Consider the following 24,241-nt stretch of genomic DNA (forward strand, 5'->3'; position numbering starts at 1 on the left):
CTCTCAAAACTGCCTTTTTCTAAATCAACTCCTGCCAATTATCAATTTGACAGAAGTATTTAACTTTAATGATTAAAAATTAATAACCGCACTAACTGCAAAAGTTCTTCCCGGTGCGGTTTGAAGCTCGATAGGATTCGTCACTTTTACATTATTTTGTGGATTTTTATAATAACTACTAAACATCGGCCATTTAAAATAACGGCGGTCAAATATATTTAACACCGATCCCCGAATAGTAATATTTTTGCTAGGGTGCCAATTTAAATAGGCATCATAGACTGCATAACCGCTTGGTTTAAATATTTCATCTGATGAGGATTTATCCCTAGAAACGTGAGATACCGCTTTGGAAAAAGTGCCGACGACTTCAGTATCAAAATTAAAATCGGGAACATTCCATTTCAAACCGATATTACCTTGCAGAGGCATGGCTTCATTAAAATAAGTTTTTTTATCACCGGGGGAATCTTGTTTTTTTCCATATTGATATGAGCTTGAAGCATTCAAAGTCCAATTTGGCGCAAAATGCCACTCGCCCGATGTTTCAATGCCCCATAGATTAACATTGGATAAATTTTTGTAGGTATAATCCTTCGGTCCAACCCGAATGAAATTCTTGATATAGTTGCTATAATCAGCTTTGAATAAGCCTACACTAAACCAACCTTCTGAAAAATCGCCTCTGATGCCGGTCTCATAAGATTTCACTTTTTCAGGTTTTAGTTTAGGGTTAGGAATCAGATTCATCGTTACCGAAGGCAATGAGGTATAAAGCTGTTGAGCCGTTGGCATTTTGAATCCTTCAGCATAACGGGCATAAACAGAGTATTGATCAGTGATGTTATATAATATGCCTAACTGCGGAATGAGGCGATGTGAACTCAAATCACGAGGTTCTTTGCCTTTAACCACCGCATAATGGCTATCCGTATTGGGTTTAATTTTATACGTTGCATATCGTAAACCCGGTTTAATTTTTAAATTTTCTGATATAAAGTGAAATTCATCTTGAAGATAAATATCTGCACGCTGCGTTTTAGCGTTAGCAAAATTAAATCCGCCACCTATGGTTTTTACGCCATTTTTTGTGCTCTCATTACGATAATTGCTACGGGTAATATCCCCTTGAAAACCATAAATTAAATCATGCGTTGTATTGAAAAAATCAACGTTTGAATTTAACTGAAGATCCAACTGCCAAAACTTTTCTTTATAATCATTCGTGGTATAAGTATAAATCGGTGTTTGTCTTCGATCTTTTTGTTGACGATGCGATTTTAAATAACGTTCTTGCGGCGAGTAAGAGAACATGGTTTTGATTTGATCGATAAAGCTTATTTCGGGAGTCCAACTATCATCAATCGCAAACCTTTTACGAGTTTGAATTTGTGTTCTTTGATAATCCCCGTTGAATGTTCCATTGGTTTGTAATCCATAATCATACATTTGTTTTACATACGAATTAGAACGGAAATTCTCAAATGCTAACTTTGTTTCTCGAGTATCATTACGATAAACCAATTTGGTTAACATATTTTCAGATTTAGCATCCAACGGATTTAATTTATTACATTTAATAGCATCTGCGCCACGTGGACAGCCCCAAATACCGCCATTTGCTTTAGCTTTAGTTAACTTGGTTTCTTGGTAATCTCTTCGACTAAAACTGATCAATCCTTCTAAGTTAGGCATCAATTCAAGCGCTAACATACTCGTTTTGGTATTTTGTTTATTTAAACTATCATAACCGCCACTTACTCGAACAGCATAAGACTTACCTTTAAGTAAATCACTAGGATCTATGGTCTTAAACGCAACTACCCCACCAACAGCATCTGCCCCCCATAATACCGAGCCAGGTCCACGAATGACTTCAACAGCTTTTATATTTGCTAAATCAATAAAATTTCTATTGCCGTCTTGGATACTTTCAATCACTCTTGAACCGTCAACTTGCATTTGAATACGGTTACCCGCCATACCACGTATTCTAATACTGCCTAAATTACCAAAAGGGTCGGTCCCTGAAGTTTGCCGATTAACTGATATTCCCGGTAAATATCTAACTAAATCTTCCATTGTTGACATTTGATGATCATCTATATTCTTTCTAGAGATGACATCAACGGTTTCTGGAATAGCTAATTTGGCTCTTTTTTGTCTACTAGCCGTAACCGTCATAGTTTCCAATTCATCATCAGCAGCAAATACTGAGAAGGAGATTGAAGCAGTCAAAACGGTTAAAAAGATTTTATTTATTTTCATTTTTCACCACAAAGTTATATTAATAAACTGCTCAAATTAATTCCCAATATTTGATAATTATCATTTTTTACTAATTAATCTAGCAAAAATAGAAAATATGATCAATGAGAATAATTATCATTTATATTGGATAATGATTATCATTAGCTTTAATACGAGAGGCTAAAATATTAAAATAAGCGATTAATATCAATGAGGTTTAATAGAGAAGCAAATCTATACCAATAGTTATTAATAACTAATATAAATATTAGTCATTAATAGCCTAAATCAGTAAATAACTATCTGTATTTTTCCAACAAAACCAAAACTTCCATGTGTGAAGTGTGCGGAAACATGTCGAACAATTGGGCTTTAGTCATTTGATAATCGCTTAAAAGCTGCAAATCTTCTACCATAGATGCTAAGTTACAACTTGAATATAATATATATTTCGGTTTTATATTATCTAAGTATTGAATGAGTGATTTACCAGCCCCGCGTCTTGGAGGATTAAGTAAGACTAAATCAGGGATACCTTTTTCATTGTTTACATATTTAGTGGCATCTAGCGATTTAAAATCTAGTTTATCATAACCAAGTTTTTCAGCGGATTTTGTTGCGCACTCAATGGCATCAGAACTAATTTCAATGCCAGTCAATTGGATCTTTTCATTATTAGAATGACCGATACAATGCAAACCAAAACCACCTACTCCACAAAATAGATCCCATATTGAGTTAACATTTAAGTTTGCCACCCAATCACTAGCCGTTTGATAAAGTTTTTCTGCAATGTAACTATTTGTTTGAAAGAAACTTTTAGATTTAATATATAAAGGTATCTGATTGAATTGGAACGCTAAAAAAGGGTTATCGGTTAAAATCAGTTCTTCTTCCCCCTCTAATATCGCTGCATGGTTAGGTTGGATGTTGATAGTAACAACTTCTAAGTTATTTATTTGCAAGTTGTGGTAACTATTTTTGATTTTTCCTACAAATTTATGTGATTTCAATACAAATCGCAGCATAAAATGGCTGTTATTATCAATAATGCTTTCTGTGATGATAACGAATTTTAACTCCCCTTTTCGCTTGTTGATATTATAGGGAACTAATCCTTGCTTACGAATATAAGTACGAACCAATTTTAGAATATTTTGCATGTTCGAGCTATAAAGCGGGCAATCGCACAAATCAATCGCATCATTACCATTTTGGATGCCTAAAATTGGTTTTTCAACCGTACCCAGCACCGCCATTTTAGCTTTATTACGAAACCCTGATTCAGAACTCGCATACGGCTCGTTAACTTGTTTAGGATTAAAATCAGCTAATTTCTCCAACAAATGACTTTGTTTCTCAGTTAATTGAGAATGATATGGTTGATTAATTTTATGACAAGACAAACATTTTTTTTCTTGATAATAGCTACATTGCATCATATTGAAACCTTTTTTTATAATGTTTTATTATATAATTAAACGGTTTCAAGCTGTATTAGTTTTCATTTTTTATACACAAAAAACCCGTTCCTCAACTTTTTTTTCGTAAAATTTAAACTTTTAATCAAGAGGAATTATCCACCGCTATGCTTTAAAGAAACAACGGTATATGATAGGATATTGCCATTAAAATTACAGGAACACGTTAATGTCTATTAAGTTAAAAACTCCCGCCGAAATTGAAAAAATGCGTATTGCAGGCAAATTAGCTGCTGAAGTTTTAGAGATGATCGAGCCGTATGTTAAACCAGGAATTACTACTGGTGAACTCGATAAAATTTGTTATGAACATATTGTAAATGTACAAAAAGCTATACCTGCCAATATTGGTTATCATGGATTTAAACATACAAGTTGTATATCTATTAACGACGTGGTGTGTCATGGTATTCCAAGTTTTGATAAAAAATTAAAAGATGGTGATATTCTTAATATAGATGTAACTGTGATCAAAGATGGTTATCATGGGGATACTTCAAAAATGTACATTGCAGGTAAACCCACTGTCGCTGGCGAAAAACTTTGCCAAGTTACACAAGAGAGCTTATACGAAGCGATTAAAATCATAAAACCAGGAATTCGATTGAGAGAAATCGGTAAAGCTATTCAAAAATATGTTGATAAATTTGGATTTTCTTCAGTTCGTGAATATTGTGGTCATGGTATTGGTGAGGTATATCATGATGAACCTCAAGTATTACATTATGATGCTGATGATGGTGGTGTAATTTTAAAACCAGGTATGACTTTCACGATTGAACCGATGGTGAATACTGGCGATTGGCGTACACGCACAATGAAAGATGGTTGGACCGTTAAAACTAAAGACCATGGACTTTCAGCTCAATATGAGCACACTATTTTAGTAACCGATAACGGGGTTGAGGTTTTAACCCTTCGTAGTAACGAAAACTTTCCTCGTATTATCGAACATTAAATAAAAAAAGAGATTCAACAAAACTGTTGAATCTCTTCATTTCATCCTTCTAATCTATCAACTTTCTTTTGATATCTTTTAACTTTCCAAAGTTTCGATAGAAGCTCATAAAATTTTTTATGAATTAATGCCAAGCTATTACCATCGCCAGAAATCAATTAAGTATTTCTTAATATAACAGCGTATAAAGCTTACGACGATAACTACTAGCTAAAGCGTTATTAGTACCCAATGCAGCTAACAGATCAAGTAATGTCTTCTTAACTTGACCATCTCCCGCATTTAGATCTTTTGTTAACGGTTTGAATAGAAGCTCTAAAGCCTCTTCGTGTCGCCCTACTTGCATCAATTGTGATGAAAGTTGGATCATTAATTCAATATTGTCAGGTTGTTTGGCCAATTCAGCTTGCAACTGCTGTAATTCTGGTGAATTTGCCGCTTGTTCAAGTAACTCAATCTCAGCTTGTAATCCATGAAAAGCGGAATCTTGGTCTTGTAGCGGAATTGTTGCTAAAACTTCTTTAGCATCGTTAAGTTGCTTTTGTTCAATTTGCGCTTTAGCTAACATTAATGCGATATCTGATCTTGGTTTGCCTAAGTGATCAGTTAGCGTCGTCCATGCTTGTTTTAATAAAGGTAAAGCTTGGTCATATAACCCTTCATTAAATAATTTTTGAGCTTCAACAAGTTTTAATTCATCTTCATTAGGTAAGATTTTGGCTAAAAATGCTTTAATTTGATCTTCACTTTGTGGACCTTGAAAACCATCAACTGGCTGCCCATTTTGGAACATATAAACTGTTGGAATTGCTCTTAAACCAAATTGTGCTGCAAGCATTTGTTGCTCATCACAATTTACGCTGGCTAAAATAAATTGTCCTTGATGCTCTGTCGCTAATTTTGTTAGCGTGTTTGTCATCTCTTGATGATTTGGACTTCTTGGTGACCAAAAGTAGAATAACACGGGAGTATTTGTCGATTTTTCGACAATTTCTTGAATATTCTGTTCGTTAACATCAAAAATAAATTGATTTGACATAATTTATCCTATGAATAATTTAATTTATTACTTATTTTCTAAAATTTTATCCATTAATCTGTCGGGAAGCAAACGTTTAGCTATCGCTGCTAACTTCGTTACTTTAGTTACCCTGTAACGTATTTTTGGCTTATCGTGCTCCAATGCATGATAAAGATAGGGTAAAACAGCTTCGGGAGCTAAGGTAAAACGTCTAGCAATTGGTGGATTTTTTACAATATTCTCTTTTTCGGTTTGATTCACATTATTTGAAAAATAGGTTTTTAATGGACCAGGTTCGATTAAACAAACCTTTATATTCGTTTTAGCTAATTCTAACCTTAATACATCAGACCATGCTTCTAAGGCGTATTTACTGGCTGAATAAGCTCCTCTCCCTGGGGTTGCAACAATTCCAACAATAGAGCTTGTTTGAATGATTCTTCCTTCATTTTGATCTAGCATTGCCGGTAACAATAATTGAGTTAATTGATGTACACCAAAAAAGTTTGTTGAAAACTGTGATTCTAACTGCGATCGACTGATGGTGTTTAATCGACCATATACCCCAAATCCGGCATTATTAAATAAAGCATATAATTTACCTTCACATAAAGTTAAAACTTCCTGCGCAGCTTGAGTAACAGAGTCTGGATCATCTAAATCTAAAAGAACGGTTTCAAAACCTTGCTCGACTAATTTTTTTTGGTCTTCAACTTTACGGCAAGAAGCAATAACACGATAACCTCGCTTTTTTAATGCTATTGCTGAAATCAAGCCAATACCGCTTGAGCAACCTGTTATAAAAATTGTACGCAAATTTTATCTCCGTTATGATTCATTTATTGTCAAGTTCACTTATGGCAATTATGATAGCACATTTAAAACAAATATACGGCTAATAAACACCTAGAGGTCCTTATGAAAATTGCTATTATCGCAGCAATGGAAGAAGAAGTTGCAATATTAAAAAGTCAAATTACTGATTATCAATTAGAACATCATTTAGGATGTGATTTTCACATTGGCAAAATTGCTAATTGCGACATCGTATTATTACAATCAGGTATCGGTAAAGTAGCTGCGGCATCTGGAACTACCCTGCTTTTAAATAATTACCAAGTTGATGCGGTTATTAACACTGGCTCAGCTGGTGGGCTTTCAACTATGCTCAGTATCGGTGATATTATTGTATCAAAAGATGTTTTTTATCATGATGTGGATCTAACTGCTTTTGGATATAAGCCGGGCCAAATGTCTGGTTGCCCTGTCTCGTTTCCTGCTGATGAAAAATATCGATCATTAGCCGAAGCTTGTATAAAAAAACATGGTGTCAATGCTGTGGCTGGTTCAATCGGTAGTGGAGACGCTTTTATTAATGGAAAAAGTAATCTTGAACGAATTAAGCAAACTTATCCTGACGCAATTGCCGTTGAAATGGAAGCCGCTGCGATCGGCCATGTTTGTTGGTTATTTAAAGTTCCTTTTGTAGTGGTTAGAGCGATTTCAGACAATGGGGATAATGAATCAGCAATTGATTTTCAATCTTTTTTAAAGTTAGCCGCAGCTCAATCATCTAAAATTGTTGAATCGATGCTAAGTGAACTTGCTTAAATAAAGTGGTGTCAATTCATTTGACACCCTAGATCAATTTAAGCCATATTGTTCAAATAGCGGTTTTCTCCAACCAGATAATATTTCTGGCATACTTTCGTTTTGATCGATTTTCCATTTTATATATTGACTGATTAACCGTTTTGATAAAATTAACTCACGGCTAAGCCCAGTCTGTGATGATATTTTTTCAGTGATTTGCTTTAATAAATCAGAAGTTTCTTTGTAATTTGGATAACTATTAATTCGTTTAATTGGAGGAATATTCGGTATAGGTTCCTGCAATATTTCCAAAATGGTTGGACCATATAGCCGAACTTCTTTTCCTTTCATTCCTAATTTATCAAGTTCAGCTAACGACGAAGGTTGGAAACGAGCAATCTTAAATAAAACAGCTTCATGTACAACAAAATTTAATGCAATATTTTCAGATTTGGCTAATTGGTATCGCCATAATGCTAACTTAGCCAATTGTCCTAAGCTGTCACCTTTTAATTGCCAGCTATTTCCGATATTTAGATAAGCATCTTTAGGATCAAACGGCTTGCATTTACGGGCAATCGCACTTTGACATTCTTGATAAGCTGCATCTAAATAATGATTAGTTGTGAGTTTAGCTTTTAGAATTTCCATTAATTGGAAGAGATATAACACATCATTAATCGCATATTCACATTGTTTTTCAGTCAAAGGACGTTTTAGCCAATCTGTTCGAGTTTCGCTTTTATCTAATTCAATACCTAGGTATTTATTAACTAAACTAGCATAGCCACTGCTAACAGGATTATCTAGGAATGATGCCAAAATTTGGCTATCTATAATTGGAGTGGGTACACAGTTAAATGTAGAAAGAAACACATCAATATCCTCACTACAAGAGTGAAAATATTTTTCAATTGTGGGATTGGCTAAAATAGCTAAAAAATCCTGCCAATTGTTGATATTAACCGGATCAATTAATGCTGCATGTTTACCATCAAAAACCTGAATAAGTCCTAATTGAGGATAAAATGTTCGCGTACGAACAAATTCCGTATCTAATGCGATTGCATTGCTGTTCGCAATTTTTAAACAATAACTAGATAATTCTTCATCAGTAGTAATATATTGATAACTCAAAATATGAATCCTATTTAAGAGGTCGATTTTTTTGCAAATGATACATCTATTACAACAATTTCAGAACGGGTCATTAATCGTATTGGCGGCCCGCCAAACCCATAACCACTACTCACGATACTGGTAAAATGATGATTAGTATCTTGATAAATTCCCTTAGCATTTTTATACATCATGGCGACTAAAATATTAACCGGGAAAATTTGCCCACCATGTGTATGTCCAGATAGCATCAAATCTACATTTTGTTCAGCGGCTTCATCAAGATTTCTTGGTTGATGATCTAACAATATTATAGGTTTCTCGGTATCAGTAAACAGGATTAAATCAGATAATGGAGAACGCTTAATATCATACCGAGATGAAGAAAAATCATCCCGCCCTATCAATGTTATACCAACTTCATCAAGATAGACTATGTCATCTTTTAAGACTTTCAAATTTGCTTGTTTGAAGGCATTAATAATATCATCTTCACGATTATTAGCGTCATTAATTCCTAAATATTCATGATTACCAAAAATAATATAGCTACCATATTTTGGTTTTAATTGTTGAAATTGCTTATCAAAGCCATCTTCTAAAAAAGGCTTTAAACTTTTATCCAGTGTATCCCCCGTTATCACAATAAAATCAGGTTCCAAAGCGTTTACCTTTTCGACCATTTCTTGAATCATTTTGGTAGACGTATGTTCATTGATATGAATATCTGAAAGTTGAACAATTCTTAAATGCTCTACATGGGCAGGTTTATTAATTTCAACTTTATAATGGACAATTTGAGGATTTATCGCCATTTCATGCCCAAAACAAAACAGCGCTGCAACAGCAATAATAAAGCTAACCTTAAGCCATAGATTGGGTTTTAATCTTTTTTTACTAAACCAATAAGTGATATCAAAAATAGTAGCTATAAAAACGCTACAAATCATCAATCCAGAAATGGAGATTAAAGAAAGATGTATATTTGAAGGTATAAAACCATCTAATAATCTGGCAAAAATTAATGATAATCCAGCAAAACAGACAGTGACCCAATAAATAATTCGAAAGTAACCTGTTAAATTCAAATTAAGCCAAAACTGCCAACGTTTACCAAAATAGAATGTAACAAACACGCTAATAACAATCGTTGCAAAAATGGCTATAAAATCAACAAATGTCATAATTTCCCGAACAATCGAAAGCAAAAAATGGTATGATAACAGAATTAGAACCTATAGCACCAATAACTTTTATGAATAGCAAAAAAGATCAGTTATTTTCAACACCAATTGATAAATTAGGCGATTGGACTTTTGATGAAAAAGTTGCCGAAGTCTTTCCCGATATGGTGCAACGCTCTGTTCCCGGTTATTCGAATATAATCTCAATGATAGGCATGTTGGCTGAAAGATTTGTTCAACCCAATTCAATGATATATGATTTGGGATGCTCGCTAGGCGCTGCATCACTTGCAATTCGTCGGAATATCAAACAAGAAAATTGCCATATCATTGCCGTTGATAATTCATTACCAATGGTAGAACGATGTAAAAAACACCTTGATGCCTATAAATCAACTACACCTGTTGATGTTATATGTGAAGATATCTGCAATATTAATATGCAAAATGCTTCAATGGTTGTCCTAAATTTTACCTTGCAATTTCTAACGCCAGACAATCGTCAACGTGTTTTAAATAATATCTACCAAGCATTAATTCCTAATGGCATATTAGTGCTATCTGAAAAATTTAGTTTTAATGATAAGAGTGTTGATGAATTATTATTTAACATGCACCATGACTTCAAACGAGCGAATGGTTACAGTGAACTAGAGATTAGCCAAAAACGGAATATGCTTGAAAACGTTATGCTTACCGATACTATTGAAACCCATAAACAGCGTCTTGCTAAAGCAGGATTTAAACATGTCGATACCTGGTTTCAATGTTTTAATTTCGGTTCTATCATTGCTATAAAATAACATCAGATTTAACCCAATTACAAAGGAATAACGAATGATTGATTTTGGTGATTTTTACCAAATTATCGCAAAAAATAAGCTTAAAAATTGGCTTGAAGTATTACCAGCACAACTAGCTAATTGGCAAAAGCAAAATTTAGATAACCGTTTTAGCCAATGGTTAAATAGCATTAAACACTTGCCAGCAATTACCCCTTTTCAAATCGACTTCTTACACAGCGTAACAGCTAAAACTGAGCAACCGTTATCTTCAGGGGAACAGCAAAGAATCACCCAATTATTGAAAACTATGATGCCGTGGCGTAAAGGCCCTTTTCATCTTTATGGTGTGGATATTGATACAGAATGGCGTTCTGATTGGAAATGGGAACGACTAATTAATCACATTGAAAATTTAGAGGGCAAAACAGTTCTCGATGTTGGTTGTAATAGTGGTTATCACTTGTGGCGAATGGTTGGCGCAGGAGCTAAACTTGCCGTTGGTATTGATCCAATGGCGCTTTATTTATGCCAATTTGAAGCAGTAAGAAAACTATTAGGTAATGATCAACGAGCTCACTTACTACCCTTAGGAATTGAGGAACTGCCAAAATTAAATGCATTTGATACGGTTTTTTCAATGGGCGTATTATATCATCGCCGTTCGCCACTTGATCATCTTTACCAATTGAAAGATCAATTAGTTGATGGTGGACAATTAGTGCTTGAAACCCTGGTTATTGAGGGAGTCGAACACCAAGCATTAATGCCAGGTGAACGTTATGCTCAAATGCGAAATGTCTATTTCATCCCATCTGTCCCCACCATGATAAATTGGCTACATAAATGTGGTTTTAAAGAGATAAAAATGGTTGATATATCGAAAACCAGTTTAGATGAACAGCGCAAAACAGACTGGATGGAATCTGACTCATTAGCTGAGTTTCTTGATCCAAACGATTTGAACAAAACGATTGAAGGTTACCCTGCTCCAATACGAGCGGTATTTGTTGCCCGAAAATAGTGCATTGATCTTATCGCATCAATTAATATAAAAAACGGGCTTATGCCCGTTTTATTCTTAACTATATAGATAATATTAATTATTCTTTATAATCATTTGAACTGGGTAGTGATCTGAATACTTATCAGTAAAATCATCTTTAAGTACCTTAACATCAATCACGTTATCTTTAAGTGGTGGTGAGACATAGATATAATCATAACGTAATGGTACTGATGCTTGATCATAAAAGACTTTAGTTGGTGCGGTTGAGATAAATTCTTTGTGTTTTATCTTTAATGCATCAATATAACCCGCATCAAGTAGATTTTGTTGAACGGTATAGCTTAATTGGCCATTTACCAGATTATCAAGAATTGGTCTTTTCTTCTGTTTTTCTTTTATATCTTCTAAAAGCGTGCTTTTATCATAATCAGGTTTATCTGCTGGAGAGAATGAATTCAAATCCCCCGCGATTATCCATTTACCATTAGGATCACGACTGTATTTAATTGAATCTATAATCAAATTAATTTCATCGATACGCTTAGCCGTCCAAAACGGGTTCATATGGGTTATCACAAAATGATAATTACCAACATCTGCAAACAGCGCTCCATGCCATAAATTATCGACCACTTTATTCACATTTACGATAGGATATTTTGAGGTAATGGCAACTGGGAAAAAAGCAGGATCATCTGGTGACTCTTTTAACAGAACAGCATATTTGTGACCATAACTGGCTGCAAATTTTTCAAGTTTTTCTCGAGTAAAGAAATTCATCTCTTGCCAGGCAATGATATCGGCATCTTGAGCTTTTGCCCAATCAATATATTTCTGCTTGCCTTCGCTCTCATCTAACTTCATCCCGTTATAAACATTATAACTGATGATTTTAAGTTGCTTAACATCATCAATTGATGCGTAAGCACTTGAAGCACTAAAAATAATACCACCAATTAATGCTGCAATTTTCAATCTAGTTTTACTCATAAGATATTCCTTTATTTTATTAACTCACTATAAATATTATATTGATTCGATTTTAATCAAAATTCTTTTTATGATTTATGTGATTTAGGTCAATATTATTATCTACAATTCGTGCGATTCGAATTTTATTCAAGGAAGGAGCATGATCTGTGAATATAAAGATTGGATAATTGCGATTTTGAAACTTCAAAAACCCCGCTCCTCAACTTTTTTTATAATATAAATACAATTCAATAAATTCAGAATAACGGTTATTGATAAAATAAAAGGCATAATAAAAATATTATGCCTTTTATAATTATTGTAGTGATAAATTACACAATGACTAAAATTTATTTGATAATATAGATATTAGTATCTTGGGTAAAATTTAAAAATTTTTCAAATGGGCCATATGCTTGGTAATAAGTCATATTTGGATCTATTTCTTTAGGACAAAGTTCATCAGATTTTCTTAAAGAATTTATGCCTTCCTCTCCACCTAATTTTTTATACTTACTAGCAAAGTCATCACCATTTAAAGTGAAAAGTTGTTTCCAATTATCTAATGTGTCTGCTAAATATTTTTTACCAGCATCACATTCAATTCCACCCAAATTAATTTTAGGGAATACGTATTGCTCAATCTCAGCAAATTTTACTGGTTTATTAGGAAAACTTACTTCAAATCCTGTCTCTGGATCTTCATTGGATTCAAAAAATTCATTTTTTAATAAGGTGATATAATCTTTTTCACGATAGACTTTAATTCTAGGAAGTTGGATATCTTTTTTGGTTTTAAATTTTTTAGAAAGTTCATTAGGGGCTTCCTGGTTGATTGAATAGTCCCAAGTATTATCTTCCCTTTCGATAAAAACATTATTTATCACTTTAACAGGTAGTTCAACTTCATCTTCTACACCATTTATAATAATGGAGACTTTACGTAAAGATTTTTCATATAACTTATCATAATCTTCGTCACTGGTATTTTCAGTAGCGTAGATATAGGTATGAAACATATAGTTGCTTTGTGTAGGATTAATAAAACCATCATTAGGAAACCTAGCTGGTTTAACGATAAAATCGAGCGACTCATTTTTATAAGCTAAATTATGCTTACCATATTCAAAAGTATAGGTAGTGTTAGAGTTAGCCGGAATAGCGAGTTCTTTACCATCAATGGCTACTACAATTTCATTATCAGTGGGATTATCAATCATACGAACAACTGACTTAGGTTCATCGGAACAGCTACAAAGCATAACGCCACAGACAATTAAAATGGGTAATTGAATTTTTTTCATCACATTCATTTATATTCATAATTGGGGAGATAACAATTTTATCATGGTGAAAAATCAAAATAAATGAATTATTTATCTTTAAATTGCTTTACAAAATAGTTTTTGATCTAATCAAAGTTTGAAAGCAGTTATATAAATTATGAAAAATATCCTAATAGTAATTAGGATATCTTGGAAAGATTTACTGCTGTGGCCAAATAAAGCGACCTTTAGCGTCAGGATCTTCATTAATAAATTTTCTAAGCTGATCTGATTGATAAAGTTTTTTTACATCTTGCGCCCACTTGGTATTTAAGTTTTCTTTCTTAACTACGACCATTAATTCAAGATTCGGAGTTAACTTTTCTTGAACTAAAACATTATCTGCCGGAATATGACTTAACCATGCTATTCCCCCAGGCATTATGGCATAATCAACCTCATTAAGCGTTCTAGGAATAATTTCAGATAATATTGCTTTAAATTTTAAATTATACTTATTTTCTGCAATATCATTTAAATCTAACGTTCCTGCTTCACTTTCAGGTTTTAAGGTGATCCAATTCAAACTTTGTAATAATTGTAATGAACGAGCTTTATTTGATGGGTCATTTGGAATAAGAATTGTCTGTCCATCAGCAATTTCATTTATTGAATGATGTTTCTGTGAAAAAAGCGCCGCGGATATTGAAGGAATATGAACTAAAGAAACAAGATCACTCTTAGTTTCTTTATTATATACATCTAAATAAGATTGATGTTGAGCGGCATTGAGATCGATACTTCCTTCAACTAAAGCGGTATTTGAATCCCTTAATGAACTGAAATTTACCATCTTAACTTTGTAACCTTCTTGTTCTAAAGCAGGTTTTACGACTTTTTCCATCATTATATTATGCATACTTGGTGGCAAACCAACTACGATTTCTTTCTTCTCTAGTTGGTTGTTTTTAGCTGAATCTGACTTGTTGTCACACCCAATTAATGTAAATCCTAATAATATAAACAGGTAAATATATTTTTTCATTATCACTCCCTATTAAGATAAATTAGTCGAACATATTCTGATACGACTATTGAGTCATTATAGTCGGTGAATAACTATTGGGATAATACGAAAAAATTATATCTATATTCAAATTGGAAATATGTGAAATAAGATTAAAATATCGCTAAGAAAATAGGATATCAATAAATTAGTTAAACTAGTATCCTTAATATTATTAAGCTTTTGAGTTCAATGTCCTTATTATATTAAAAAAATAATGGTATCCTTAGGATTAGGACCAGATTTTAAACATAAGGATCATAATGAAAAAAACTATCATTTGCTTTTTATCATTTTTGATAATTGGCTGTAACCCAAAGAGTGATAATGAGCAAGCTATTAATAATAATTACTTATTTTTTCAAGCTCCTGAACTTAAACCATTTTCCAAACCAATAAAAAAACAAATATTATCTGGTAGCATAAACCAAGAGTTTACTATAAATCAGCAAGGTTTTATTACCTCTGTTGTTTCACCCGAAATTCAACCTACTTTTAATCAATCATCAGATAAAGCATTTCCAGTCAAAATAGATATTGATTACCAAAAATCCTTAATGATTTTCTCGCAACAAGATCAATTTCTTTTAGAATTTTATATAAAATTCGATAATGACAAGAATATGACCGAAATTCATGAAGCAAAACTACCTATTGCTTGGTATGCTAATTATGATGAGCAAAAAAGATTGATTAAGCTTACAAAAAAAACTGATCCCAATCTTATTACCTTCGTATCAACATTTCTTTATGACCAAAATAATTTGAAAAAAATCATTACAGAAACCACATTTAAAGAAAATGATGAAACAAAACTAATGTCAAAAAATGAAGTGGAATATTTTTATAATAATCATCATCAAATTGATAAAAAAATAATTTATTTAGATGATTATATAACAAAAAATAACCAAAAATTAGAATGCCAATTTTATGATTTTAATCAATTTGGTGATTGGACGAAATATTATTGCTTAAAGCCTAATGAAAATTTCAGTTTCTTTGTTTTACGTGAAATTGAATATTAACCTTTAAGTAAATAAATAGGAGTATAATAATGAAAATCAAAATAATTCTTCTTATAAGTTTAGCGCTATTTGGATGTAAAGATAATCATACACCCAATATAGCCGTTGAAAATAGTTATTTAATTCATGCCGGTATAGATTTAGCCCCCTATTCCATTCCAATTAAAGAACAGTCAATAAAAGGGGATAATCCTGTAACTTTAACGGCAAATACCGATGGACTCATTGAATCAATGACTTTAGATTATTATAAATTTGTTATTGATTATAAAAATGGGAAATATACTTATGAATCTGAAAATAAGAACCTGAATCTTGATATCAAGTTTGATCAAGAAAAAAATATTCTTTCTTATCAGGATGCAAAAAAAAATAATAAATTATTGGTAGGTTATGATTCTAATGGGCGAATAATAAAAATTGAAGATTCAACCTATGACTTGGATTTCATTAGTCAAGTTGATTATGAAAACGATTTAGTCTCTAAAAGGGTTGTAGAAATTTTTCAAAAATACGATGAAACTGACAGTTTCATCGTTGTTTTAAGAGAATATAAATATTTTTATAATGATAAAAAACAATTGAGTAAAAGAATTCAATACGACTACAAAATTGAATTTGGCAAAATTGTACTCGATGAAAACAATCAAAGAATAGCTGAGATGAAGGAAGAGTGTTCTTATGGTGATTATAATAAGCACGGCGATTGGACTAAAGAATATTGTTTAGGTCCAAATAAAGTGACGACGCATTTTTATTTACGAAATTTGGAATACTTTTGATTAAATTGATAAAAAAAGTCATTTAAATATTATTTAAAATCAATTTATTATTTAACCCTCGATATTTCAAATATAATATCGAGGGTTAGTGAGCTGTAAAAAACAGTTAAAAAACAATACTTTTAGATTGCTCCCATAATAACATGGGGGATATAAAGTTCCTCAAGATAAGCAATATCATCTTTAGTTAATGAAACTTTTAACGCGCCGACTGCATCATCCAAATATTGCGTTTTGGTTGCACCAATGATAGGTGATGCAACGCCTTTAGCAAATTGCCATGCTAGCGCAACTTGCGTCATGGTTACACCATATTTTTGTGCGATATCATTTACTCTTACAACAATTTCTCTATCTATTTGTTGCGTACTATCATATTTGGCAATAGCAACTTTATCAGTTTTACTTCGCAACGTATCGGTTTTCCATTCTAATCGGGAAAGTCTACCAGCCGCTAATGGGCTATAAGGAGTTAATGAAACATGGAATTGCTTACAGATCGGAATTAACTCTCTTTCATCTTCCCGATATAATAAATTATAGTGATTTTGCATTGAAACAAATTGAGTCCAACCATTTTGCTTAGCTGCCAGCTGCATATTATAAAATTGATAACCATACATTGCCGAAGCACCTAGGGCTCGTACCTTACCCATCTCGACCAAATGATGTAATGCCGCCATGGTTTCTTCAATCGGTGTACTGTAATCAAAACGATGAATTATGTATAAATCGACGTAATCGGTACCCAATCGTTTAAGGGATCCATCAATTTCTCTTTCAATAGCTGTTTTAGAGAGGTGTCCTTCGTTAAAATAGACTTTAGTGGCCAAAACGACTTTATCTCTAGCGGTATTTCGTTTCAATGCTCTTCCAACATATTCCTCGCTAGTTCCACTTGAATAAGTATTAGCTGTATCAATAAAATTAATACCTAGATCTAAAGCATGTTTAATGATGGCTTCACTTTGGTCGGGATTAAGTGTCCAGTCATGCATTTTACTGGCAGGATCACCAAAACTCATACATCCTAAGCAAAACCTGGAGACCTCAATATCAGAAGTACCTAATTTTATATAATCCATACAATAACTCCTCAGTATGTCAGAATCGTTTAAATAATTTAATAAATTGATAAAAAGTCAATTTTGATAATATTATTTTAGAGATAACTTTTATTGAGATAAACAGGGTATTCATTTATAGTATCATGAATTAAATTCATTAATTTTATATATTATGCATAACTATAATGAACTCAATTACTTTATTACTATCGCTGAAGCAAAAAGCTTTATTGGAGCAGCTAAATCTTTGGGAGTTTCCTCTTCCGCATTAAGCCATAGTATGAGGAATTTAGAAACTCGATTAAATCTCAGGCTATTTAATCGTACAACTCGAAGTCTTTCACTAACTGAAGCTGGTGAACAACTTTATAAACAACTAGCGCCTCTATTTAAACAGATAAATGAAGAAGTTAACGCACTTGGCGATTATTTAGATACGCCATCAGGTACAATTAGGATCAACGCATCAAATATTGCGATTGAAAACTTTATATATCCTAAATTAAGTCAATTTTCCTTACGCTATCCACAAATTAAGATTGAAATTGAATGTGACAATAATCTAGTCGATATCGTTAAAGATGGTTTTGATATGGGTTGTAGAATTGGGAATGACCTTGCTAAAGAAATGGTTGCTGTAAAAATATCAGATCCTTTGCGAATGGTCCTAGTTGCTAGTCCTGATTATCTAAAGCAGAGAAAAGAGCCTAAACAGATAAGTGATTTAGATCAACATCTTTTAATTGGCAAAAAAGTTTCAAGCCAACATGGAATGGAAACAATTTGGGAATTTACTAATAGTGGTAATATTATTCAATATCCCCCCTCTACTCACTTCTCCATCAATAATCATTTAAGAAAACAGGCGATACTTGATGGCTTAGGTATTTGTTGGATTGGTTATCCTGATGTAAAAAATGAATTAGCAACTGGAAGACTTATAGAATTATTAAGCGACTATTCAATTACCTATGAGCCATTTTATATCTATTATCCAAGCCGTAAAGGCCATTCAAATGTTTTTAAACTTGTTTTAGATGCATTGAAATCTTAATTAGATTAATCTTTATATTTTAAAAAGGCAGTAATACTGCCTTTTTAATTTTCCAAAATGGCCTATCAATTTTTTAATAAACTATATTGATGATTAACTTCGTCAATTGCTTTGCGAAGATCTTCTTGAAACTGTGGGATAGTTTGTAATTTTGAGTACTCCACTGCCCCAACCATTCTACCGGCATTTACGTCGGTCTGCCAATGGGCCCCACAAATCATTCTGCTTTGACCAAATTCATAGCCTCGTTTGATTAACGCTTCAGCATGTGAAGGTGAAATTTGAGCTAGAACTAAAGCTAATGTCCAACCATAAGCGGTATGACCTGATGGAAATGAACCATTTTGACGTAATCGTTCTTCTTCATCAACAGGCTGGCAAGAGTGATTACCAAAATAGACAAAAGGACGTTTTCGCATATAAAACTCTTTAGCCGTTTTAGTGGCATTATCAGCAGAATCAACCAATAAATCACCAAACATTTTATATAAAGTGGGTGTTGTTTCGGGTGATATTGTAATACCTAAAGGTTCAGAAAAAATTTCAGCTACATTTGCCGTATGCAAATCAGCATCCTTTGTTGCTTGTTTCCAGCGATCAGTATCTTTAAGATTATAACCATGTAAATAGGCAATCTTATCTGCTTCAAATTCAGGCGTACCTTCTTGAGGATAAATAGGCAAGTATTCTTTACTACTAACGGCTTGATCGGCAGTATGATATGTAACCCCAACTTCATGACCAAGAAAGTCTTCGGTTGATCCTTTTTGAAAAGCTAATAATGATGAAGAAAATATTAAAGAACAGTAGAGTGTTGAAATGAAAATTGTCAATTTTCTAACATTTATTTTTTCTGCCATATTTTACTCCTATTACCAGATTAATGATTAAACAGGCTTACTTCGGAGAACTTGGAAAAATTTTGATGATAATAATAACTTTATTTAGTATTAATTTTTTAGGATTTGGGTGAGTAATTGAAATATGATCTATTATTGGTGCCAGTGGTCGGACTCGAACCGACACGCTTTTAAGGGCGGCGGATTTTGAATCCGCTGCGTCTACCAATTTCGCCACACTGGCATCTGAAGTGTAAATAAGTAAACGTTGGCAATTATACTAAGCTTTGTGATATCTGCAACAGATATTATTATAAACGCAGTTAGTTGCCTAAAATTTCTACTACCATTTACGTTTCCAAGCAGGTAATTTTTTTAAAATAGTATAAGCGGTCTCTTTTGCCACTAAATAATCAACATTATGGTTATTTGAATATTTAAGAGTAACTTCTTGCCATTTTTCATCAAAGGTTTTCATTGAACCATCTGAATGAGCGCAATGTTTACAGTAGTTTTTCGACAAATCATGTAAAGGATAATCAGCAATAGCTGTCATTGGCATACCACAAGCAATACACATTTTCATATTTTAAATTCCAATTAATTTGCAGGTAATTAAAATAAATCGACTTAACCTGAATAAAAATGCTACTCCGAGTTTAGATTGAATACAAGATATATAAGAATGGCTATATTTTATTAGAAAGTGAAATCGATTTGTGCAGTATTTATTTGATTATTATTTTGTTGTTGTAATAATTGATAGCGGCGTCTTAATGCCCTTTGCTTACATAATCGCAAAATTTCTTGTTTTTGAACATCTGAAAATTTTAACCAATTGAATCTTTCCTCCCTGGAACGAAAGCATTTGATGCAATAACCTTGCTTATCTGTCTCACATACTCGTCTACATGGGCTTTGTATGTCAAAAAATTCAATTTGATCCAATCTATCTCTTCCTATGAAGATCAACAACTATTAAAGCTCTTTTAAGCCTAATCCTTTACTTAATATTTTAAAACAATCATCACAATCATGTGTTGCCGCATCAAGCAAAGTTTGTGTTGGTGCATGAATCAATTTATTAGTCAATTTATGTGAAAACTCAAAAAATACATCATCAATATTGGCACCTTGTTTAATTGCTTTTAAAGCTTTTAATTCTAATTCACGCTTAATAACTTGTGCATTCTGGCGATATTGCTTTACATATTCAACAGCATGTCTGGTTTTTAGCCAATCGATATACAACTCAGCTTGCTCATGAATAATATATTCAGCTTCATTGGCGGCAATAATCCGTTGTTCTAGATTGTTCTGAACGGTTTGTTGCAGATCATCAACAGTATAAAGATAAACATTTTCGAGTTGACTAATTTCTGACTCAACATCACGAGGAACGGCTAAATCGATAAATAACATTGGATTATTATTTCGTTCATGTAGTGTCCGTTCAACCATCCCTTTGCCAATAATAGGTAAAGGACTAGCAGTTGAACTAATGACAATATCAACCTCTTTGAGTCGATTAGCAATATCGGGTAAAGAGATGATCTCAGCATCAATAATAGATGCTAATTTTAGCGCTTTATCTCTTGTTCGATTAGCAACAATAACATGTTTGAATCCATGAGGCTTTAAGTAGCGAGAAATAAGCTCAATGGTCTCACCTGCTCCCACTAGCATTACACTTAACTCAGACACATCAGAGAAAAGATCACGCGCAACTAAGCACGCCGCGTAAGCTACCGAAGCGGTATTTGCTCCAATATTAGTTTCTGTTCGAACAATTTTGGCTACATGAAAAATAGATTGAAAAAGTTTTTCGAGTTGAACTGACAAACAATTATTTTGCTGAGCAAAATTATAAGCTTGTTTTACTTGACCAAGAATTTGAGGCTCACCAATAATTAACGAATCAATACCACAAGCAACAGACATAAGATGTTCGACAGCTTTCTGGCCTTCATAGCAATATAGTGACTTATTAAAAACATCCAAATCAACGTGATGAAATTGTCCTAACCAATTTTCAACAGATTGCTTTACTCGAAAAAAATCTGCCTCATCCTCATAACTTAAGTAAATTTCTGTGCGATTACAAGTTGATAAAATGACGCACCCAGTAATTAAAGGATGCTGATATAGACTGTATAATGCCTTATCAATAATCTCATTAGAAAAAGCAATTTTTTCTCTTAAAGCGACTGACGCACTTTTATGGTTTACACCCAATACTGTAATAGACATTGCATTGATTCTTTTATAATAGTTTATAAAGCGTCTAAATTTAAATATTATAGCTAAAAAAATAATAAAGGTTAATTACAGTTACTTTTTCTTATTCGCAAAATTATCAGCTATAATATGCCCTACTTTTGACTATAACTACTTAAGAGTTATTTTATGACAAAAATCAAATTTGCGTTACTTTTTATATTGCCATTAATGATTACTGCATGTCAAACAACAAAATACCAATCTAATGCATCAATCGAGCAACAATGGCAAAGCCATAAACAGATACTTGAACAAATTAATTCTTTTAAGGTTAATGGTAGTATTGCTCATACTGGAACAAAAACGAAAAACTATGGTCGTTTCCTTATTATTCAACAATCACAAGATCATTATGAGGTCAAATTAACGACACCTGTAGGAACCAATATTTTAACACTAAAGTCGGAACCAAACTATGCCGAATTAGTGGATAAAAATGGTGGACATTATAATGATGTTAATATTGAAAGATTAATGAAAAAAGTTTCTAACATCAACATTCCTCTTAACTCTTTACATAATTGGTTAAAAGGCTTTTCTGATGATAACCAAACAGATAAATTAGATAACTCAGGTAGGCTTGCATCAACATCTTTTATGCAAAATAACAATAAATGGACATTAAAGATTTTGAGCTATGCAACTTATACTTTCAAAAATAAAAAAGTTGATTTACCCGCCATCATTGAACTTTCACATGATGATGAACTTATTCGCTTAAAAATTAGCAACTGGACGTTAAACTAACGGAACAGAATATGAAACATTGGTTATCGCCAGCTAAATTAAATTTATTTTTATACATTACTGGACGTCGTCCAGACAATTATCACAATTTACAGACATTATTCCAGTTTATTGATGTTTGCGACAAACTGACTTTTAATGTTCGCAATGATGGTAAAATAAGATTATTAACTCAATTTGAACAAGTCCCTGAAGATAAAAATCTAATCACTATTGCAGCTCAGCGGTTAAAATCCTATGCAAATAATAGTGAACTTGGTGTGGATATTGCTATAGAGAAAATGATCCCAATGGGAGGAGGACTTGGCGGTGCGTCTTCCAATGCTGCAACAGTTCTTGTTGCTTTAAACCAATTATGGAATTTAAATATTGAGCAACAAACTTTAATAACAATAGGCCGTTCAATTGGAGCGGATGTGCCTATTTTCATTTATGGTCACTCAGCATTTGCTGAAGGTATCGGCGATCAGTTTCAACAAGTTGATATTCCTCAATATTGGTATTTAGTTAGTTGTCCTAATATTGAAATTTCAACAGTTAAAGTATTTAACGATCCTAAATTACAGCGTGACACACCTAAACGAACTTTTGAACAATTAATGTCAATTCCTTTTGATAAGTTTACTAACGATTGTGAACCTATTGTGCGTGAACGTTATCCTCAAGTCGATCAGCTTATATCGTATTTGTCCAAATTTGCTCCAACAAGGCTAACAGGGACAGGAGCATGTGTTTTCACTCGTTGTGATTCTAAAGAACAAGCATTGTCGATACAAAATGAGCTGAAGTCCCTCTCAGTCAAAAACTTTATAACTAAATCACTAAACTTATCACCGCTGTATGCAGATTAATTAATTTTGTTTAACATGATTAACCATATAAATATAACTAATTTATATGGTTAATCACCATAAAATCGAAAAAGTCCCAACCTTAGTGTATAGCATCATTTGGTATAACAAAAAGATGATGATCATAATACTCAACGCAATAAAGCCCTTCAAAACTTTTATAACCTTGATCAGCTAACGCGGATTTTAACCATTTTTCATCCTTACCTAGTTGCTCTAAAACATTATCAACGGGTTGTTCGTTTTCTAATACAATGACGGATATGTCCTTATCCCCTTTTTTAACTATTGATAATTGCCCATTAGGCTCCAAAATAGCTTTTTCAACACAATGAATGTTGAAAACATTCTTCATTCTGAGTAGTACTGCAAAACTAGCCAAATCTAAATTAATCGAGGTGAAAGCATCTAATTTTAATTTTCCATGATCCATTAATATAATTGGATTACCAACAATAAAGGCTTTAGCATTTTGACTTCGTTTTTTTAAATAATTAGAGGTATACATGATTGCTGTCCACATCAACAAGACAACAATAAAATCATATATGGTCAATTTAGGATTATAGATAATTCCACCTGCAATCCCACCTAATATCATATTCCCTATAAAATCAATGCTCGACATTTGCGATAGTGATGTTTTACCTGTTATTTTTAAGAATAAAACGATACATATAAAAACAACCAATAACTTTAAAGCAATAATAATAAAATCCAGATAGTTAAGCATAGTACTCTCCAAATGTTAAAGACCTAAGCTAGTAAAACAATAAATATTAAAGTTAATACTGAAAACCTATAAAATTTTAGAAGAGATTTTAATAAATTAGAAAATTTGATTATATAAATCGTGAGTAATTGAGTGACGCTTTAATATTAGGTTGCCCTGC

The 24,241-nt window shown here is 32.7% G+C and carries 24 protein-coding genes and 1 tRNA gene; 9 read left to right on the forward strand and 16 right to left on the reverse strand.

The features are described from left to right. Positions 1 to 72: 72 nt before the first annotated feature. Together J3U18_RS06270 and rlmC are read right to left on the reverse strand one after the other, a co-directional pair. Positions 73 to 2,268 carry a TonB-dependent hemoglobin/transferrin/lactoferrin family receptor gene (locus J3U18_RS06270; RefSeq protein WP_267353267.1) on the reverse strand — a complete coding sequence of 732 codons (2,196 nt, stop codon included), beginning with the start codon at positions 2,266 to 2,268 and terminating at the stop codon, positions 73 to 75. Positions 2,269 to 2,549: 281 nt separating this feature from the next. After that, complete coding sequence (gene rlmC, locus J3U18_RS06275; protein WP_267353268.1) at positions 2,550 to 3,692, reverse strand: 23S rRNA (uracil(747)-C(5))-methyltransferase RlmC; 1,143 nt, start codon at positions 3,690 to 3,692, stop codon at positions 2,550 to 2,552. A gap of 208 nt (positions 3,693 to 3,900) precedes the next feature. Between rlmC and map the strand changes: the two genes are divergently transcribed. Next, on the forward strand, positions 3,901 to 4,689 hold the full coding sequence (map, locus tag J3U18_RS06280; protein WP_220226051.1) for a type I methionyl aminopeptidase: 789 nt from the start codon (positions 3,901 to 3,903) through the stop codon (positions 4,687 to 4,689). Between the two features lie 169 nt (positions 4,690 to 4,858). Here map and J3U18_RS06285 read toward each other — a convergent pair whose 3' ends face one another. Then, a complete protein-coding gene (locus J3U18_RS06285) occupies positions 4,859 to 5,728 on the reverse strand; it encodes a co-chaperone YbbN (protein WP_220226052.1) in 870 nt (289 codons plus the stop codon). 27 nt (positions 5,729 to 5,755) lie between these two features. Continuing rightward, the gene (locus tag J3U18_RS06290) at positions 5,756 to 6,526 is read right to left on the reverse strand and encodes an SDR family oxidoreductase (protein ID WP_065734137.1); all 771 of its coding nucleotides are present in this window, start codon (positions 6,524 to 6,526) and stop codon (positions 5,756 to 5,758) included. A 102-nt stretch (positions 6,527 to 6,628) separates the two neighbouring features. Here J3U18_RS06290 and J3U18_RS06295 point away from each other — a divergent pair, with 102 nt between their 5' ends. Further along, positions 6,629 to 7,321, forward strand: a complete 693-nt coding sequence (locus J3U18_RS06295) for a 5'-methylthioadenosine/adenosylhomocysteine nucleosidase (protein ID WP_267353269.1) — start codon at positions 6,629 to 6,631, stop codon at positions 7,319 to 7,321. Between the two features lie 33 nt (positions 7,322 to 7,354). On the opposite strand, the gene rnd is transcribed toward J3U18_RS06295, so the two are convergent. Both rnd and J3U18_RS06305 read right to left on the reverse strand, forming a co-directional pair. Next, positions 7,355 to 8,440: a ribonuclease D gene (rnd, locus tag J3U18_RS06300; protein WP_267353270.1), complete on the reverse strand. Its 1,086-nt coding sequence runs from the start codon at positions 8,438 to 8,440 to the stop codon at positions 7,355 to 7,357. Positions 8,441 to 8,454: 14 nt separating this feature from the next. Further along, a complete protein-coding gene (locus tag J3U18_RS06305; protein ID WP_267353271.1) occupies positions 8,455 to 9,606 on the reverse strand; it encodes a metallophosphoesterase in 1,152 nt (383 codons plus the stop codon). A 32-nt stretch (positions 9,607 to 9,638) separates the two neighbouring features. Between J3U18_RS06305 and cmoA the strand changes: the two genes are divergently transcribed. Continuing rightward, the gene (cmoA, locus tag J3U18_RS06310) at positions 9,639 to 10,409 is read left to right on the forward strand and encodes a carboxy-S-adenosyl-L-methionine synthase CmoA (protein ID WP_267353272.1); all 771 of its coding nucleotides are present in this window, start codon (positions 9,639 to 9,641) and stop codon (positions 10,407 to 10,409) included. 34 nt (positions 10,410 to 10,443) lie between these two features. Beyond that, on the forward strand, positions 10,444 to 11,412 hold the full coding sequence (cmoB, locus tag J3U18_RS06315; protein WP_267353273.1) for a tRNA 5-methoxyuridine(34)/uridine 5-oxyacetic acid(34) synthase CmoB: 969 nt from the start codon (positions 10,444 to 10,446) through the stop codon (positions 11,410 to 11,412). Between the two features lie 75 nt (positions 11,413 to 11,487). Here the strand turns inward: cmoB and J3U18_RS06320 are convergent, their stop codons facing one another. From J3U18_RS06320 to J3U18_RS06330, 3 genes are all read right to left on the reverse strand, one after another. Beyond that, on the reverse strand, positions 11,488 to 12,387 hold the full coding sequence (locus J3U18_RS06320; RefSeq protein ID WP_220226057.1) for an endonuclease/exonuclease/phosphatase family protein: 900 nt from the start codon (positions 12,385 to 12,387) through the stop codon (positions 11,488 to 11,490). Between the two features lie 332 nt (positions 12,388 to 12,719). Next, the gene (locus J3U18_RS06325; protein WP_267353274.1) at positions 12,720 to 13,682 is read right to left on the reverse strand and encodes a hypothetical protein; all 963 of its coding nucleotides are present in this window, start codon (positions 13,680 to 13,682) and stop codon (positions 12,720 to 12,722) included. Between the two features lie 172 nt (positions 13,683 to 13,854). Continuing rightward, positions 13,855 to 14,679 carry a MetQ/NlpA family ABC transporter substrate-binding protein gene (locus J3U18_RS06330; protein ID WP_267353275.1) on the reverse strand — a complete coding sequence of 275 codons (825 nt, stop codon included), beginning with the start codon at positions 14,677 to 14,679 and terminating at the stop codon, positions 13,855 to 13,857. Between the two features lie 284 nt (positions 14,680 to 14,963). On the opposite strand from J3U18_RS06330, the gene J3U18_RS06335 reads away from it, so the two are divergent. Both J3U18_RS06335 and J3U18_RS06340 read left to right on the forward strand, forming a co-directional pair. Then, complete coding sequence (locus J3U18_RS06335) at positions 14,964 to 15,728, forward strand: hypothetical protein (RefSeq protein WP_267353276.1); 765 nt, start codon at positions 14,964 to 14,966, stop codon at positions 15,726 to 15,728. A gap of 29 nt (positions 15,729 to 15,757) precedes the next feature. Then, the gene (locus J3U18_RS06340) at positions 15,758 to 16,510 is read left to right on the forward strand and encodes a hypothetical protein (protein ID WP_267353277.1); all 753 of its coding nucleotides are present in this window, start codon (positions 15,758 to 15,760) and stop codon (positions 16,508 to 16,510) included. Positions 16,511 to 16,632: 122 nt separating this feature from the next. Here the strand turns inward: J3U18_RS06340 and J3U18_RS06345 are convergent, their stop codons facing one another. After that, positions 16,633 to 17,595 carry an aldo/keto reductase gene (locus J3U18_RS06345; RefSeq protein ID WP_267353278.1) on the reverse strand — a complete coding sequence of 321 codons (963 nt, stop codon included), beginning with the start codon at positions 17,593 to 17,595 and terminating at the stop codon, positions 16,633 to 16,635. Between the two features lie 154 nt (positions 17,596 to 17,749). Between J3U18_RS06345 and J3U18_RS06350 the strand changes: the two genes are divergently transcribed. Next, positions 17,750 to 18,631 carry a LysR family transcriptional regulator gene (locus tag J3U18_RS06350; protein ID WP_267353279.1) on the forward strand — a complete coding sequence of 294 codons (882 nt, stop codon included), beginning with the start codon at positions 17,750 to 17,752 and terminating at the stop codon, positions 18,629 to 18,631. A gap of 65 nt (positions 18,632 to 18,696) precedes the next feature. On the opposite strand, the gene J3U18_RS06355 is transcribed toward J3U18_RS06350, so the two are convergent. The 5 genes from J3U18_RS06355 to hemA form a co-directional block, all read right to left on the reverse strand. After that, entirely contained in the window at positions 18,697 to 19,491 is a 795-nt protein-coding gene (locus tag J3U18_RS06355; RefSeq protein ID WP_081303342.1) for an acid phosphatase, read from the reverse strand. A gap of 136 nt (positions 19,492 to 19,627) precedes the next feature. Beyond that, positions 19,628 to 19,714: transfer RNA gene (locus J3U18_RS06360), tRNA-Leu, on the reverse strand. A gap of 99 nt (positions 19,715 to 19,813) precedes the next feature. Beyond that, positions 19,814 to 20,056 carry a zinc ribbon domain-containing protein gene (locus J3U18_RS06365; RefSeq protein ID WP_065563429.1) on the reverse strand — a complete coding sequence of 81 codons (243 nt, stop codon included), beginning with the start codon at positions 20,054 to 20,056 and terminating at the stop codon, positions 19,814 to 19,816. 113 nt (positions 20,057 to 20,169) lie between these two features. Next, positions 20,170 to 20,418 carry a DUF1289 domain-containing protein gene (locus J3U18_RS11910; protein ID WP_065563430.1) on the reverse strand — a complete coding sequence of 83 codons (249 nt, stop codon included), beginning with the start codon at positions 20,416 to 20,418 and terminating at the stop codon, positions 20,170 to 20,172. Between the two features lie 30 nt (positions 20,419 to 20,448). Beyond that, on the reverse strand, positions 20,449 to 21,720 hold the full coding sequence (hemA, locus tag J3U18_RS06370) for a glutamyl-tRNA reductase (protein ID WP_267353280.1): 1,272 nt from the start codon (positions 21,718 to 21,720) through the stop codon (positions 20,449 to 20,451). A gap of 156 nt (positions 21,721 to 21,876) precedes the next feature. Between hemA and lolB the strand changes: the two genes are divergently transcribed. Together lolB and ispE are read left to right on the forward strand one after the other, a co-directional pair. Then, the gene (gene lolB / locus J3U18_RS06375) at positions 21,877 to 22,497 is read left to right on the forward strand and encodes a lipoprotein insertase outer membrane protein LolB (RefSeq protein WP_267331961.1); all 621 of its coding nucleotides are present in this window, start codon (positions 21,877 to 21,879) and stop codon (positions 22,495 to 22,497) included. Positions 22,498 to 22,508: 11 nt separating this feature from the next. Next, on the forward strand, positions 22,509 to 23,348 hold the full coding sequence (gene ispE, locus J3U18_RS06380; RefSeq protein WP_267353281.1) for a 4-(cytidine 5'-diphospho)-2-C-methyl-D-erythritol kinase: 840 nt from the start codon (positions 22,509 to 22,511) through the stop codon (positions 23,346 to 23,348). Positions 23,349 to 23,430: 82 nt separating this feature from the next. On the opposite strand, the gene J3U18_RS06385 is transcribed toward ispE, so the two are convergent. After that, positions 23,431 to 24,081 carry a DUF421 domain-containing protein gene (locus J3U18_RS06385; RefSeq protein WP_081299555.1) on the reverse strand — a complete coding sequence of 217 codons (651 nt, stop codon included), beginning with the start codon at positions 24,079 to 24,081 and terminating at the stop codon, positions 23,431 to 23,433. Positions 24,082 to 24,241 lie beyond the last annotated feature (160 nt).

It is taken from the genome of Gilliamella sp. B3482 (assembly GCF_026536805.1).
Lineage (GTDB): Bacteria > Pseudomonadota > Gammaproteobacteria > Enterobacterales > Orbaceae > Gilliamella > Gilliamella apicola_E.

Excerpts from the sequence above, each read along its gene's own strand:
- J3U18_RS06325 (WP_267353274.1), bottom strand. The coding sequence starts at position 13,682 with ATGAATGTGATGAAAAAAATTCAATTACCCATTTTAATTGTCTGTGGC.
- ispE (WP_267353281.1), top strand. The coding sequence starts at position 22,509 with ATGAAACATTGGTTATCGCCAGCTAAATTAAATTTATTTTTATACATT.
- J3U18_RS06350 (WP_267353279.1), top strand. The coding sequence starts at position 17,750 with ATGCATAACTATAATGAACTCAATTACTTTATTACTATCGCTGAAGCA.
- J3U18_RS06270 (WP_267353267.1), bottom strand. The coding sequence starts at position 2,268 with ATGAAAATAAATAAAATCTTTTTAACCGTTTTGACTGCTTCAATCTCC.
- J3U18_RS06305 (WP_267353271.1), bottom strand. The coding sequence starts at position 9,606 with ATGACATTTGTTGATTTTATAGCCATTTTTGCAACGATTGTTATTAGC.
- J3U18_RS06385 (WP_081299555.1), bottom strand. The coding sequence starts at position 24,081 with ATGCTTAACTATCTGGATTTTATTATTATTGCTTTAAAGTTATTGGTT.
- hemA (WP_267353280.1), bottom strand. The coding sequence starts at position 21,720 with ATGTCTATTACAGTATTGGGTGTAAACCATAAAAGTGCGTCAGTCGCT.
- J3U18_RS06340 (WP_267353277.1), top strand. The coding sequence starts at position 15,758 with ATGAAAATCAAAATAATTCTTCTTATAAGTTTAGCGCTATTTGGATGT.
- cmoA (WP_267353272.1), top strand. The coding sequence starts at position 9,639 with ATGATAACAGAATTAGAACCTATAGCACCAATAACTTTTATGAATAGC.
- rlmC (WP_267353268.1), bottom strand. The coding sequence starts at position 3,692 with ATGATGCAATGTAGCTATTATCAAGAAAAAAAATGTTTGTCTTGTCAT.
- map (WP_220226051.1), top strand. The coding sequence starts at position 3,901 with ATGTCTATTAAGTTAAAAACTCCCGCCGAAATTGAAAAAATGCGTATT.
- cmoB (WP_267353273.1), top strand. The coding sequence starts at position 10,444 with ATGATTGATTTTGGTGATTTTTACCAAATTATCGCAAAAAATAAGCTT.
- J3U18_RS06355 (WP_081303342.1), bottom strand. The coding sequence starts at position 19,491 with ATGGCAGAAAAAATAAATGTTAGAAAATTGACAATTTTCATTTCAACA.
- J3U18_RS06285 (WP_220226052.1), bottom strand. The coding sequence starts at position 5,728 with ATGTCAAATCAATTTATTTTTGATGTTAACGAACAGAATATTCAAGAA.
- J3U18_RS06295 (WP_267353269.1), top strand. The coding sequence starts at position 6,629 with ATGAAAATTGCTATTATCGCAGCAATGGAAGAAGAAGTTGCAATATTA.
- J3U18_RS06365 (WP_065563429.1), bottom strand. The coding sequence starts at position 20,056 with ATGAAAATGTGTATTGCTTGTGGTATGCCAATGACAGCTATTGCTGAT.
- J3U18_RS06335 (WP_267353276.1), top strand. The coding sequence starts at position 14,964 with ATGAAAAAAACTATCATTTGCTTTTTATCATTTTTGATAATTGGCTGT.
- J3U18_RS06345 (WP_267353278.1), bottom strand. The coding sequence starts at position 17,595 with ATGGATTATATAAAATTAGGTACTTCTGATATTGAGGTCTCCAGGTTT.
- J3U18_RS06320 (WP_220226057.1), bottom strand. The coding sequence starts at position 12,387 with ATGAGTAAAACTAGATTGAAAATTGCAGCATTAATTGGTGGTATTATT.
- J3U18_RS06330 (WP_267353275.1), bottom strand. The coding sequence starts at position 14,679 with ATGAAAAAATATATTTACCTGTTTATATTATTAGGATTTACATTAATT.
- lolB (WP_267331961.1), top strand. The coding sequence starts at position 21,877 with ATGACAAAAATCAAATTTGCGTTACTTTTTATATTGCCATTAATGATT.